Raw genomic sequence first — 13,528 nt, 5'->3', positions numbered from 1 at the left:
AAAAGTGGTGGCCGGTTTTGCGACAAAAATCTTTGCCACGGCAAAAACCTAAGAGCCTACCGGATCAGATTTTGCTTCGTGAAACCGATAGCTAAATAGAAACTGGCTCTACGGGTTTGATTTCGCACGCAAATCCGAGGCGCTCGATCTGCCGCACGAGCGCCTTGGCGCGGATGGTCGGGGCCGCCTTGCGGCCGTGATCAGGCCCGGGATCGACGTAAGCCGTGCCGGCCTTGAGCATGTGATAGATCGCGGTCAACATCGAAGCGGCGACCGCGCAGATCGCCTTCTTGGGGCCGCGCCGGCCGCGCAAGCGCTGGAACTGCGCCCTGATGTAGCTCGCCTTCTTGCGCACTCCGGCCCAGGCGGCCTGCACCAAGGCCGTCTTGAGCCAGGGCGCGCCCTTGCGCAGCCGCGTCGAGCGCCGCTTGCCCGCGCTCTCGTCGTTCCTCGGGCACAGCCCGGCCCAGGAGATCAGATGGCCGGCGGTCGGGAAGCGGCTCATGTCGGGGCCGATCTCGGAGAGGATCACCTGCGCGGTGAGGTCACTGATGCCCGGGATCGTCACCAGCAGCTTCACCGCTTCCCGGAAAGGGCCGAGGTCGCGCTCCACCTGCGCGTCGATCTCCGCGATCGCTCGCCCCAACCCGTCGTACTGGCGTAGATGCACACCGAGCAGGAAACGGTGGTGATCCCCGATCCGGCCCGTGAGCGCGGCCCGGATCGCCTCGGGCGCCGCCTTCACCCGTGGGCTGACCAGCGCCTGCAGCCCAGCCGGATCGCGCTCGCCCTTGACCAGCGCGTCGAGCACGGCGCGACCGGACTGGCCCATGATATCGGTGAGCACCGAGGCGAGCTTGAGGTTGGCCTCCTCGAGGGTCTTCTGGATGCGCTGGACGTGGCTGGCCTGCTCGCGGACCAGTTGCTTGCGGGTGCGCAGCAGGTCGCGCATCGCCTGGGTCTGGGCCTCGGGCACGAAGCTGGCGCGGATCAGGCCGTGGGCGAGCAGGTCGGAGAGCCAAACCGCGTCGGCGACGTCGGTCTTGCGGCCGGGCACGTTCTTGACATGGGCGGCATTGGCCAGGATCAGGGTGCGGCTGTCGGCGTCGAGGACCTGCCAGACCGGGCGCCAGTAGATGCCGGTCGCCTCCATGGCGACATGGGTGCAGGCGTGCTCGTCGAGCCAGGCGGAGAGGTCGAGCAGAGCGGGCGTGGTGGTGGCAAACGTACGCACCTCACGCTGAACCTCGCTGCTCTCGGCCAGACGGATGGCTGCGACGACGGTGTCCTTGTGAACATCGAGGGCGGCGCAGCGGGGGTAGAGGACCTCCATCACGATCTCCTTGCCGTCAGGCCGCCGGCGCAGGCTCCCGTGAGATCAAATCTAAATGACGCGCTCCGGGGCTGGCCCGAGGACCGGCCCGTGACGCAAGCGAGGGGACTGAAGAGGAGCCCGGATCCAACTGATACGCGGGGTCTGGCACACCAAAGACGAACCGATCTCTCCGCCGACGGCAAGTCCACTCTGCCATATGTTTCATCCGCAAGGGACCGCGAAGCCGGTGACGAACTGATACGATTTCCGACTGATCGCTTCGCGATGCGGAAATCGGCTTCGCTCACGCGCCGCGCGGGCTGGTGATACGAAATCCGGAAGTGATCTTCCGGATTTCGTATGACACGGGATATCCTGCCCGATCACCTCATCCTGAGGAGTTGGTCGATCGAAGATCGACTGACCTCGAAGGAGGGCTCCCGAAGTCTCGCGATCCCTGGAGCCCTCCTTCGAGGCTCCCGTTGGTCGCACCTCAGGATGAGGTGGGAGGTTAGGACAGCCTCGATCGTCTCAAGCCTTGAGTAGAAAATCCCGCTCAAACAGACTCCAAGCGGACGACGCGTCGGCTTGCCAACGCAAGTCTGCCGAGGCGCGGCCGATCACGCCGCCAACGTCTTGGCCTTTCGGTTCTCGGGGCACCAGCGGCCGATCAGTGTACGCACCTCCGCGGCGGGCACCGGGCGGCTGAACAGGTAGCCCTGGACCTCGTCGCAGCCCAGCAGCGCCAGGACCCGCTGCTGGTCGGCGGTCTCGATGCCCTCGGCGGTGGTGCGCATGCCGAGCACCCGGGCGATGTCGATGACGGCGCGGACGATCGCGGCGTTCTGCGCAGCCGTGCCGAGCCCGGTGACGAAGCTGCGGTCGACCTTGATGCGGTCGAAGGGGAAGCTCCGCAGGTAGTTGAGCGAGGAATAACCGGTGCCGAAATCGTCCATCGCCACGTGCAGGCCCAGCGCCTTGAGCTCGCGCAGGATGGCGAGCGTCGCCTCGCCGCTGTCGAGCAGCATCTGCTCGGTGATCTCGAGTTCGAGGCGGTGGGCCGGCAGGCCGGTCCGCTCCAGCACCCCGCGCACCATCCCGACGAGGTCCGGCCCCGAGAACTGCACCGGCGACAGGTTGACGGCGATCTTCAGCCGCTCGGGCCAGGTCGCGGCCTGGCGGCAGGCCTCCTCCAGGGACCACTCGCCGAGCGCGTGGATCAGGCCGCATTCCTCGGCGATCGCGATGAACAGCGAGGGCGGCACGTTGCCCCGCTCCGGATGGCGCCAGCGCGCCAGCGCCTCGAACCCGGCGATCTCGCCGCTCTTGAGGGTGACGGAGGGCTGGTAGTGCAGCTCCAGCTCCCCCCGCTCGATCGCCCGGCGCAGGTCGGCCTCGATCTGGCGCCGTTCCTCCAGCCCCTCGCTCATCTGCCGGTCGTAGAACCGGAAGGTGCCGCGCTTGCCCCCCTTCACGGCGTAGAGCGCGAGGTCGGCGGCGATCAGGAGGTCGTCGGCGGATCCGCCATCCGCGGGCCCGACCGCGATGCCGATGCTGACGCTGGAGCGGATCTGGTGACTGCCGATCTCGAAGGGCGGCAGCACCGCCGCAGCGATGCGCCGCGCCAGAGCCTCGATCGCGTCCCGGCCGCCGGCGCGGGGCACCAGCAGGGCGAACTCGTCGCCGCCGAGGCGGGCGAGAAGCTGGCCGGGGGCGAGCACGGCGGCGAGCCGGTCGCCCACCGCCTGGAGCAGGTGATCGCCGACCTTGTGGCCGAGGGTGTCGTTGACGATCTTGAAGCGGTCGAGGTCGAGGAACATCACCGCGAAGGTCGCCTCCGGCGTCGCCCGCGCCGTCTCCGCCATCGCCTCGAGGGAGGCGCGGAACACCCGGCGGTTCGGCAGGTCGGTCAGGGGATCGAGGGAGGCGAGCCGCACCACCCGGGCCTCGGCCTCGGAGCGCTTGGCCTCGATGCGCAGGAGCTTCTCGACCGCGATCCCGACGAGCAGCGTCAGAATGGCCGCCGTCAGGGCGTCCATCCGCAGGGTGGCGCGGGAATCCTTGTAGATCTCGCTCTCCGGCACGCTGACGCTCACCCAGAGGGGATGCTCGCGCACCTTGCGGATCGTCACCAGCCGGCTCTCGGCACCGTCCGGCATGGTGAGGGTGAAGGTGCCGGACCGGCCGGAGCGGATCTTGCGGTAGGTCTCGGTCCGCGTCAGGTCGGCGCCGACCCCGAAGCCGCCGCCGACGCCGCCGCTGGAGCGCACCACCCCGTCGCTGCCGATGAGCGAGATCGAGGCCGGGGTGCCGAGGTCGATCTTGTCGTAGAACCGGGTCAGGTGGCTCGGGTTGAGCGAGGCCACCACCACGCCGCCGAACTCCCCGTCCGGCCCGCGGAAGCGGCGGCTGATCTGCACCGAGACCCGGCCGCTCGCCCGCCCGATCACCGGGCGGCTGATGTAGAGCACGTCGTCGGAGGTCTCGACGTGGATGCGGAAATGCTCGCGGTCGCTGAGATCGGTCGCCGGCGGCGGCTGCGGCCCGGCATTGGACGCCCGCATCACCCCGTCCGGCCCGATGATCGCCACCTGCACGATGATCTCGCTCAGGAGATCGGTCGTGTTGACGATCGTCGCATAATCCTCCTTGCCGGCGCGGTTCTCGATGCTGCGGCGCATGTAGAGCAGCGACTTGTCGATCTCGCCGATCGAGCGCAGCACGTTCTCCTCGAACACCATCGCGAAATTGTGCGTGGTGCGCTCGGAATCCTGCAGCGCGCCCCTGACGTCGTTCTCGTGCTTGGCCGCCACGCCGATCCACAGCACCACCACCACGATCAGGCCGATGATCACCGGCCCGCGGCGCTCCGCCAGGAATCTGGGAAATTGCTTGAGGTGCAGGGCCATCCCGGCTCGTCCAGCGGCTTCGGTCCCTGGCACTATGCAACCCGAAAGTTATCGGTATCTAAATCACGGGCTGCCATTCCGACTCTTTTGCGCGCCGCCGCAATGGTATAGCTTCAATGGAAAGCGCATCGACTACCGGATTGCTTGTCAGATCGTCTCGTTTTCCTGCCGTATAATCCGAATGACAGCATGGCCTATGAGCGTGACGGATGCACGGCCTGCATGTCGAAATGTCCGGAGATCGAGATCGGTGGAAGACGACCCACGAAATCACAACCGGAGGTGGTTTAAGTTGCAGTTTTTCCGTCGGCGTTGCAGGTCGAGTCGTGGCGGTTCCAGCGCGACCATACCTAAACGTCACTCGGTTAACGTAGTCAATCGTGCTCAATTCGATCATCGGGGCCGCCGGGGCGTCCTGCTGATCCGCGACGCCGCCGCTTTCCGTCCCGGTTCCGTCTTCGCGGACGCCGCCGCGAGATGAGGCAACGTATTCGATGAACTTCAGAACGACATGTCAGTGAAACCGGCGTCGCGAGGCGATCTCGGGTCGAGCCGACGCGGCCGAATTGGGGCGGTGTTGCCGCCGGTCTCGTGCCGGACACGAGATTTTTTGTTTCCACTCACGACGGACCGACGGGAAAACCTGTCCTGCTCAACCGCGGCGCAGGCGGCGCCAGCCGAGAACCGCGCCGCTTCCCGACACCACCAGGCCGAGGGCGCTGAAGGCGACGATCACCGTCAGCCGCAGGGCCGGGTGTTGCGCCAGGGGGCCGGCATCGAGGGTGTGGAGGGCATCGAACAGCCAGCGGTTCGTCCGCCCGCTGCGGTCGGTCCGCCCCAGGATCGTGCCGGTGGCGGGATCGATGTGGAACCAGGTTCCGGCCGGATCGTCGAAGGCGAGCCGCAGGACCGGCAGGGGCGGGGCGCCGTGGCGGTCGTACCAGTAGGCATCCGGCGCCTCGAGCCGGGTCACGGAGCGCAACGCCGCCCCCGGCAGCATCGCGCGGGCCGCCGCCACGATCGCGTCCGGCGTCGGGGCGGTGCCGCAGCACGGGGCCGCGCCGCCCGGGCCGGTGGCGACGACGATGGGTTTTCCGCCGATCCAGGCGAAATCGAGCGCGGCGGTGCCGGCGGGCGCTCCCGCGAGGGCGTCGGTCCGAGCGGGGAAGACGGGGGCCGTCTGCCCTGCATAGGCCGCCAGCATGGCGGCGTCGGGCGCGCGGGGCCCGAACCAGCCGCGCGGGTTCATCGACAGCCAGCCGCTGAGCAGGAAGGTGACGACGACGAGGCCGCCCGCCACGCCGACGAGGTGGTGCCAGGCGGCCCAGCCGCGATACGGCGTGAGTCGGCCGCGCATCAGCCGGACGAAGCCCAGCACGTAGCCGCTCACTCCCCCGGCGAGGGCGATGCCTGAGACCCACAGCACCACGTCCTGCCACAGCCCCGCCCGCGCCCGCAGCGGCGTGAGGTAGATCCAGTGGGTCACGGCGCCGGCCCAGTTCCACACCCGCTCGGTCCGGGTGGTGTCGAGGGCGAGCTCCCCCGTGGCCGCGGAGAGGTACAGCTCGGTCCCGGCCGCGTCGCTTAAGCCCACGAGGCGGAACGGCCGCAGCGGATCGAAGCGCGCCGTCACCGTCCACTGGTCGCGGGTGACGAGGCCGAGATCGACCGTGTGGCGGGAAGCCGGATGGGTGGCGGCGAGCGCCGCCGCAGCCTCCCCGGTGAGGGGCGGGAACGGTTCGCCGGTCACCGCCGAGAGCGCCTGGCGCCGCCCGTCTCCTTGCGTGATCCAGTAGGCGGGCTCGGATCCCCGCATCGCCAGGGTGAGGCGGGCGGGAAAGCGCGGGCTCCCCGACCGCTCCAGCGCACCCTGCGGCGTCAGCCGCACGGCGTCGAGGCGGAGCGTCCCCAAGGCCGCGACCCGCTCCGCCTCGGTGAGGGTGGGGAAGCCGACGGCCAGCATCACCAGCCCGGAGACGAACCAGGTGACGATGAAGAGCGCGGTCGCGATGCCGAGCCAGCGATGGCCGAGATGCAGCCATCGCTTCAGGCGCTTGACGACACCTTTCATCAGAACGTGACGTGATAGGCGAGCTCGACCGAGCGCGGGCGGCCGAGCAGCCAGGAATTGGTGTTGCCCGAGATCGCGTAGAGCTGGTCGGTGAGGTTGTAGCCGCGCAGCGACAGGCGCGAGGTCGGCGTCACCTGCCAGTCGAGGGTGGCGTTGAGGAGCGTGTAGCCCGGCCGCTTCACCGTATTGGCGAAGTCGCTGAAGACCGGCCCGACATCGTTGACGCCGAGCCGCGCCACCCAGCCCGGCGCGAAGGCGTAGGCCAGCCAGACATTGGTGACGCGCTGGGGCACGTCGACCGGGACGTTGCCGGTAAACGACACCGCGGCGCCGTTGATCGTCTGGGCGAAGTTGTCGTAGCGGGCCCGCAGCAGGGCGGTGTTGGCCTCGATGCGCCACGCATCGGACAATTGGTAGGCGAAGGCGACCTCGACGCCGCGGGACGACTGGCTGCCGACCTGGGCCACCTCCGTCGGCCGGTCGGGGATCGGGGTCAGCAGGTTGTCCTTGCGGATGTGGTAGGCGGCGAAGGTCCACTCGCCGCGGCCATTGTCGAACAGGCCCTTGGCGCCGGCCTCGACCTGTTCGCCGGTGGCGAGCTGGAACTGCGATTGCGCCACGCTGGTGGTGATCAGGCTGCCGAGGGGATCGGCGGCGGTGGCGTATTGCGCGTAGAGGGCGAGGTCGGGCGTCGGATTGTAGACGGCGGCGACGCGGGTGCTGACGGAATCGAAGGTCTTCTCGAAGGCGGTCGACGCGAGCGGCCGGTTCACCGCCACCCGGGGGGCGTCGTAGCGGACCCCCGTGACCAGGGCGAATTGTGGCGTCAGCTCCAGCCGGTTCTCGGCGAAGACCGAGGCCTGGCGGGTGCGCGAGACGATGTCGGTGCGGGTGCCCGTGAGGTTGATGAAGCGCCCTTGGGCGAAATTGTACGGATCGACGACGCTCTCGCCGTCGAAGGGGGAGTTGCTGTCGCGGCGGAAATCGACGTGGTTGACGTCGAAGCCCAGGACCGTCGACGTCTTGAACCCGAACAGGCTGCCGCGGAACGTGGCATCGAGGCGGTTGCCGATCTGCTCCTCGTGATGGAAGATCTCGATATAGTCGCTGCGCTGGATCAGGCCGGTCGCCGGCTGGTAGGTATATTGCTCGACGTCGCGCCAATGCCGCTCGGTCGAGAGGCGGTAGGCGGTGTTGCGGATCGTGATGTCGGGAGTCGGGTTCCACTCGGTGCGCAACTGCGTCCAGTTGTCGAACCAGGCGATCTGCGAATCCCGGATGTTGTAGTTGGTGAAGCGCAAGCGGTCGGGTACCCGGCCGCCGACGAGCGGCGAGCCCCAGTAGCGGGTCGGCTCGTTATAACCGAGGTCGTGCGAGAGCGTGACGCTCAGGTCGGGCGCCGCCCGCCAGGTCACCGCGGCCGAGAGGGCGAGATTGCGGAAATCGCCGTCGGGCTTCACCCAGCCGTCGGCCCAGTTGCCGCTGAGATTGAACCGGTAGGCCAGGTTCTCGCCGACCGGCCCGCCGCTGTCGAGGGCGAGGCGTGCCAGGCCGTCCGAGCCGATCGCCGCCCGCGCCTCGCCGATGGGCGTGAAGACCGGCTTCTTCGGCACCACGTTGATGATGCCGCCGATCGCGCCCTCGCCGTAGAGCACCGAGGCCGGGCCGCGCAGGACCTCGATCCGCTCCGCCGACCAGGTGTCGAACGGGAAGGTGACCGTACCGGCCCCGACATAGAGCCGCGTGCCGTCGTAGAGCTGCTGCACCGAGCCGGCCCCGGCGAAGCCCCTCGCCGTGAAGGCGAGGTTGCCGTTGCCGGGCGCCGCGATGCTGGTGATGCCGACGGCGTTCTGGGTCACCGCCTCCTCGACGGTGTTCTGGCCCCGGGCCCGGACGGTCTCGCCGCTGATGATGTCGAGGCTCGCCGGGGTCTCGAGCGGGGTGAGGCCGAGGCGGGACCCCGAGCGCGACGGCGTCGCGAGGTTGAGGCCGGGCGCGGCCTCCTCGCGGTTGCGGCCCCCCGCGACGTCGATGCGGTCGAGGCTGATCTCCTCGGCGCAAGCAGGGGCGGCAACGAGCAGGACGGTGGCGGCGAGGGCGGTGGAGCGACGGGCGCGGAGCGCGGGCATGGAAGAGTCCAGGGCAGGATGGCGCCCCGTCCGTAGCCGGTCTCGCAAAAAATGTAACGTTATAAAGTTACATTTCCACTCTCCCGGACGATCTGCAGGACGCATTGCGCGCGTCCTGTCGGCGGATCGGGAGGGGAGGGGAGCGAGCATGGCGGGACGGCGCGAGGCTGTGGCACGTCACCGCGAACGACAGCGGGGCGAAGGCTCCTCGCCTCTCGCCTCGACACCCATCAGGACACCCCGCCCGACGTGCTCGCGTGTGACCACGGCTGACGGCAGGTCTCCTGGCTCACGGGTCAGCGCCTGCCATCGTCTTCCCAGGGAGCGTCGAGGATCCCCAGTGACGTAAGGTGATGGAAGGCTCGCCGCTTACAGTTGCGGGGGCAGCCGCGGCTTCGGGCTCGTCACCCTCACCGCGTTCCCTTTTGATCCCCGGAGGGAACCGTCGGAGGCAAGCTTAGCGATTCGGTTACGAAGGAGCAATGGTGATCGCGCGGTCGCTCACGGGGGCGATGCGCGGCGCCTCGCCGGATGGGCCGCCCGCGCAGTGGCGATCCGGTCCACTGTCCCCCCGGTCGATGGCGCAACGCGGCGCGGAGCCCGGCGACCTGTCGCAACGGCAGACTTGACGCCCTAAAATATTAGTGCACCAATGGATGAAAGTATGGAGCGATCCGTCGTCGCTCAAGGGCCGGCAGAGCCCGCAGGCAGCAAAACGGGGGAAACATGACGATCACACGCCGCAATGCGGTCGCGGGGCTCGCGGCCGGGGCGGGGCTCGTCCTCGGCGGGCGCGCCTGGGCGAACCTCGCCCTGCCGACCTCGCCCGTCGTCGTCACGGTGGTGGATGTCGCGGGCAACCTGGCGCTCACCCAGAAGGCGATCGAGGCCTATCGCCGGGCAAAGCCCGGCATCGTCTCGCGCTTCGCCTTCACCAAGGCACCGGCGCCGGAACTGCCCTCGAAGCTGAAGGCCCAGCAGGCCGCCGGCCGGGTCGACATCGACCTCGTGCTCACCGGCACCGACGGCATCGCCGCCGGCATCGAGCAGACGCTGTGGATCGACCTGAAGCCCTATGCCGGCCAGTTGCCGAAGCCCGCCGACATCTATCAGCCCGCCGCGCTCAGGCTGAACGGCCTGGCGCAGGGCCAGGGCCTGTGCGTCGCCTGGTACCCGTCGGGCCCGCTGATCGAGTACATGCCCGAGCGGGTGAAGACGGTGCCGACGAGCGCCGAGGAGCTTCTGGCCTGGGCGCGCCAGAACAAGGGCAAGTTCATGTATGCCCGTCCGGCCAATTCCGGTCCCGGTCGCACCTGGATCATGGGCCTGCCCTACATCCTCGGCGACAAGGACCCCAAGGACCCGGACAAGGGCTGGGACAAGACCTGGGACTACCTGAAGGCGATCGGCGAGACGGTCGACTACTACCCGGGCGGCACCTCGCAGACGATGAAGGAACTGGGCGAGGGCAGCCGCGACATCATCGTGTCGACCACCGGCTGGGACATCAACCCCCGCGTGCTCGGCGTGGTGCCGGCCGAGGCCAAGGTCGGGACGCTGAAGGATTTCCGCTGGGTGGCGGACGCCCATTACATGGCGGTGCCGAAGGGCGTGCCCGAGGAGAAGCTCGCGGTCATCCTCGACCTGATGGCCTTCCTGCTCCAGCCGGCGCAGCAGGCCTATACCTACGACGAGGGCTACTTCTATCCGGGCCCTGCCGTGAAGGGCGTCACCCTCGACATGGCCCCGCCGGAGAGCCGCGCGGCGATCAAGGACTTCGGCCGGCCCGAATACGACCGGATGATCGCCGACCACCCGATCGAGATGCCGCTCGACGCCGACAGGATGGTGGTGGCCTTCCGCCGCTGGGACGAGCAGGTCGGCTCCGGCAAGAAGCGGTGAGCCATGCCCGATACACGACAGCGTCCGGCCTTATGCCACCCGCAACCTCATCCTGAGGTGTCAGTCCATCAGAGATGGACTGACCTCGAAGGAGGGCTCCAGTTGGCTCGGAGACTTCTGGAGCCCTCCTTCGAGGTCAGTCGATCGAAGATCGACTAACACCTCAGGATGAGGTTGCGGGTGGGATAAGGCCGGTGCCGCACATGAACCGTCCCGTCGTGTACAGTGGCGTTGCGATTGGTCGCTACTCTATATATTCTATTTTGCCGCATTTTCTATGACGAGCCAGTCTCCGCTTCGTCGGGAAATGCTCTAACGCCGCAATGGTCGCCCGCAAAGAGGCGACGCGGCAGGAGAGGACACCGATGGCACGCCATCACGAGGCGCCGCAGGACCTGTGCTTGAGCGGCCTGAGCCGCCGGTTCGGCGCGATGACCGCCCTCGACGGGCTCGACCTGACGATCCGGGGCGGCGAGTTCATCGCGCTCCTCGGCCCGTCGGGCTGCGGCAAGTCGACGGCGCTCAACTGCATCGCCGGGCTCCTGCCGCTCACCGGCGGGTCGATCCATCTCGGCGAGCGCCGCATCGACCGGCTGAAGCCCGAGGAGCGCGGCTTCGGCATGGTGTTCCAGAGCTACGCGCTGTTCCCGCACATGACCGTGGCGAAGAATGTCGGCTTTGGCCTCGCCATGCGGGGCATCAAGGGCCAAGAGGCCGCGCGCCGGGTCGAGGATGCGCTGGCCCTGGTGCGGCTGCAATCGCAGGCCGCCAAGCTCCCGGGCCAGATGTCCGGCGGCCAGCAGCAGCGCGTCGCCATCGCCCGGGCGATCGTGATCGAGCCGCCGGTGGTGCTGATGGACGAGCCGCTGTCGAATCTCGATGCCAAGCTGCGACTGGAGATGCGGGCCGAGATCCGCCGCATCCACGACGCCATCGGCTCGACCACGATCTACGTCACCCACGACCAGGACGAGGCCCTGTCGATGGCCGACCGGGTCGTGGTGATGCGCGACGGGCGCATCCGCCAGGTCGGCACGCCGGAAGACCTCTACGAGCGGCCGAGCCACCCGGACGTCGCCGACTTCATGGGTTTTCGCAATCGCCTGCGCGGGCGCGCGGTCGCGGTCAGCGGCGACCGGGCCGAGGTCGAGATCTGCGGCACCCGCCTCGCCGGTACCCTGCGGGACGCTTTGAGCCCCGGCGCCCCCGCGGTCGCGGCGATCCGCCCGGAGGACCTGACGATCGCGGCCGACGGCCTGCCGGCCCGTGTCGCCAGCGTCGAATATCGCGGGCGGGCCTTCTTCGGCACCGCCGTGGCGCAGGACGGGACCGAGCTGTTCTTCCGCTCCGACCGATTGGTGTCGCAGGACGAGACCCTGTGCTTTGCCGCCGCCTCGCCGCGGGTCCTGGTCTTTCCCGGGGAGGCGGCGTGACCTCGGCCTCGCTTCCCAAAACCTCGCTTCCCAAGACCGCGCCGGCCCGCGAGGAGGCGCCGCCGCTCTCGGTGCGGCTGGCCGCCCGCGGCCTCGACGGCACCACGCTCCTGGTGCTGCCGGCGCTGCTGACGATCCTCGGCCTGTTCGTCTATCCCTTCGCCTATGGGCTGGTGCTGTCGTTGCAGCCGAAGGCCGGGGCGTGGTGGGCGAACTATGCCCGCTTCTTCTCCGACCCGTTCCTCTACGACACGATCGGCGCCACCTTGCGCCTCGCGATCCCTGTCACTGTGCTCAATCTCGTGCTCGCGGTGCCCATCGCCTTGCGCGTGCGGCTGATGCGCAGCCAGCGGCTCCTCACCACCATCCTGGTCCTGCCGATCACGCTCGGCACCGTGCTGGTGGCGGAGGGCCTGCTCAACTTCCTCGGGCCGCAGGGCTGGTTCAACCGCAGCCTCGTCTGGCTCGGGGTGATCGGGAGCCCGCTCAAGCTCACCAACAATTACTGGGGCGTGTTCGCCTCGCTCCTCATCACCGGCTTCCCGTTCGCCTTCCTGCTGACGCTCTCCTCCGTCACCGGCATCGATCCGGCGCTGGAGCAGGCCGCGGCGACCCACGGCGCCAATGCCTGGCAGCGCTTCCGGACGGTGATCCTGCCGCTGATCCTGCCGGGACTTGCCGTGACCTTCTGCCTGTCCTTCGTCCAGGCCTTCTCCGTCTTCCCGTCCGCGGTGCTGCTCGGGGCGCCGGCGGGCGCGACGCGGGTGATCTCGATCGCAGCCTACCAGGCGGCGTTCGAGGAATACGATTATTCGCTCGCCTCGGCGATCGCGATGGTCATGGCGGCGGTGCAGCTCGCCATCGTCGGCCTGCTGCTCTGGGGCCGCACGCTCCTCTATACCGGCCCGGTCGGAGGCACCAAGGGATGATCCGCGACACCGGCCTCGTCTCGCGCCTGTGGCGGATGGCGGTCTGGGCCGTCACGCTGCTGTTCTGCCTCAACCTCATGGCGATGATCGCCGCGGTCGTGCTCAACTCCTTCGCCACGCGCTGGCTCGGAACCTGGCTGCCGCTCGGCCTCACCACCCGCTGGTACGCCTCGGCCTGGGACGAGTTCCAGCTCGGCGACGTGCTGGTGGTGACCCTCCAGGTGGTGTTCCTGGTGGTTTGTCTCTCCGGGCTCCTCGGGGTCACGGCGGCCTACGCGCTGGCGCGGCGCGACTTTCCGGGCAAGCGGCTGGTGATGCTGGTCTTCCTGCTGCCGCTGCTGGTCCCGCCGATCACCTACGGCATCCCGCTCGCCACCGTGCTCTACCGGGCGGGGCTCGCCGGCACGCTCTGGGGCGTGGTCCTGGCCAACCTCGTGCCGAGCGTGCCCTTCGTGGTGCTGGTGATGATCCCGTTCATCGAGCAGATCGACCCGCGCATCGAGGCGGCGGCCCGGGTCTTCGGCGCCGGCACGGGCCAGCTCTTCCTGCGGGTGCTGCTGCCGCTCCTCATCCCCGGCATCCTCGCCGCCCTGCTGCTGGTGCTGGTCCGCACGATCGCGATGTTCGAACTCACCTTCCTGGTCGCCGGGCCGACGAGCCAGACGCTGGTGGTGGCGCTCTACTACGCGGTCTTCGCCGCCGGCGTGCGGGCCGGGCAGTCGATCGACGCCATGGCGGTGGTCTACATGGCGGTGACGCTGGTCTGGCTGGTGATCGCTTTGCGCTTCGTCAACCCGACGCAGATCGTCGCGAGGGCAAAGCAGCCGGCGGCCCATTGAC

At 68.7% G+C, this 13,528-nt stretch carries 8 protein-coding genes and 1 riboswitch; of the genes, 4 read left to right on the top strand and 4 right to left on the bottom strand.

What is annotated here, in order from left to right:
* Positions 1-91: 91 nt before the first annotated feature.
* The 4 genes from AC3AOF_RS05680 to AC3AOF_RS05665 all read right to left on the bottom strand — a co-directional run bounded on the left by AC3AOF_RS05680 (position 92) and on the right by AC3AOF_RS05665 (position 8,424).
* Entirely contained in the window at positions 92-1,333 is a 1,242-nt protein-coding gene (locus AC3AOF_RS05680) for an IS110 family RNA-guided transposase (RefSeq protein WP_236987753.1), read from the bottom strand.
* 602 nt (positions 1,334-1,935) lie between these two features.
* Positions 1,936-4,224 (bottom strand): putative bifunctional diguanylate cyclase/phosphodiesterase, encoded by a 2,289-nt coding sequence (locus tag AC3AOF_RS05675; RefSeq protein ID WP_236991697.1) that lies wholly within the window; start codon positions 4,222-4,224, stop codon positions 1,936-1,938.
* Between the two features lie 652 nt (positions 4,225-4,876).
* A complete protein-coding gene (locus AC3AOF_RS05670) occupies positions 4,877-6,295 on the bottom strand; it encodes a PepSY domain-containing protein (protein WP_488347917.1) in 1,419 nt (472 codons plus the stop codon).
* Complete coding sequence (locus AC3AOF_RS05665) at positions 6,295-8,424, bottom strand: TonB-dependent receptor (RefSeq protein WP_488347916.1); 2,130 nt, start codon at positions 8,422-8,424, stop codon at positions 6,295-6,297. Before AC3AOF_RS05665 ends, AC3AOF_RS05670 begins: the two co-directional genes overlap by 1 nt.
* 257 nt (positions 8,425-8,681) lie before the next feature.
* A riboswitch (cobalamin riboswitch) is annotated at positions 8,682-8,886 on the bottom strand.
* Positions 8,887-9,150: 264 nt separating this feature from the next.
* Between AC3AOF_RS05665 and AC3AOF_RS05660 the strand changes: the two genes are divergently transcribed.
* The 4 genes from AC3AOF_RS05660 to AC3AOF_RS05645 all read left to right on the top strand — a co-directional run bounded on the left by AC3AOF_RS05660 (position 9,151) and on the right by AC3AOF_RS05645 (position 13,527).
* Positions 9,151-10,326: an extracellular solute-binding protein gene (locus tag AC3AOF_RS05660; protein ID WP_488347915.1), complete on the top strand. Its 1,176-nt coding sequence runs from the start codon at positions 9,151-9,153 to the stop codon at positions 10,324-10,326.
* A 365-nt stretch (positions 10,327-10,691) separates the two neighbouring features.
* Complete coding sequence (locus AC3AOF_RS05655) at positions 10,692-11,759, top strand: ABC transporter ATP-binding protein (RefSeq protein ID WP_488347914.1); 1,068 nt, start codon at positions 10,692-10,694, stop codon at positions 11,757-11,759.
* 71 nt (positions 11,760-11,830) lie between these two features.
* Positions 11,831-12,688: an ABC transporter permease gene (locus AC3AOF_RS05650; protein WP_236992875.1), complete on the top strand. Its 858-nt coding sequence runs from the start codon at positions 11,831-11,833 to the stop codon at positions 12,686-12,688.
* Positions 12,685-13,527 carry an ABC transporter permease gene (locus AC3AOF_RS05645; RefSeq protein ID WP_236991702.1) on the top strand — a complete coding sequence of 281 codons (843 nt, stop codon included), beginning with the start codon at positions 12,685-12,687 and terminating at the stop codon, positions 13,525-13,527. Before AC3AOF_RS05650 ends, AC3AOF_RS05645 begins: the two co-directional genes overlap by 4 nt.
* Position 13,528 lies beyond the last annotated feature (1 nt).

This window comes from Methylobacterium sp. 142-1Y (assembly GCF_057747795.1).
Note: the sequence above shows the minus strand (reverse complement) of the source record. Positions and strands in the feature narration are given on the sequence as shown.

Coding starts and splice junctions, on each gene's coding strand:
- AC3AOF_RS05680 (WP_236987753.1), bottom strand. CDS start 1,333: ATGGAGGTCCTCTACCCCCGCTGCGCCGCCCTCGATGTTCACAAGGAC.
- AC3AOF_RS05675 (WP_236991697.1), bottom strand. CDS start 4,224: ATGGCCCTGCACCTCAAGCAATTTCCCAGATTCCTGGCGGAGCGCCGC.
- AC3AOF_RS05670 (WP_488347917.1), bottom strand. CDS start 6,295: ATGAAAGGTGTCGTCAAGCGCCTGAAGCGATGGCTGCATCTCGGCCAT.
- AC3AOF_RS05665 (WP_488347916.1), bottom strand. CDS start 8,424: ATGCCCGCGCTCCGCGCCCGTCGCTCCACCGCCCTCGCCGCCACCGTC.
- AC3AOF_RS05660 (WP_488347915.1), top strand. CDS start 9,151: ATGACGATCACACGCCGCAATGCGGTCGCGGGGCTCGCGGCCGGGGCG.
- AC3AOF_RS05655 (WP_488347914.1), top strand. CDS start 10,692: ATGGCACGCCATCACGAGGCGCCGCAGGACCTGTGCTTGAGCGGCCTG.
- AC3AOF_RS05645 (WP_236991702.1), top strand. CDS start 12,685: ATGATCCGCGACACCGGCCTCGTCTCGCGCCTGTGGCGGATGGCGGTC.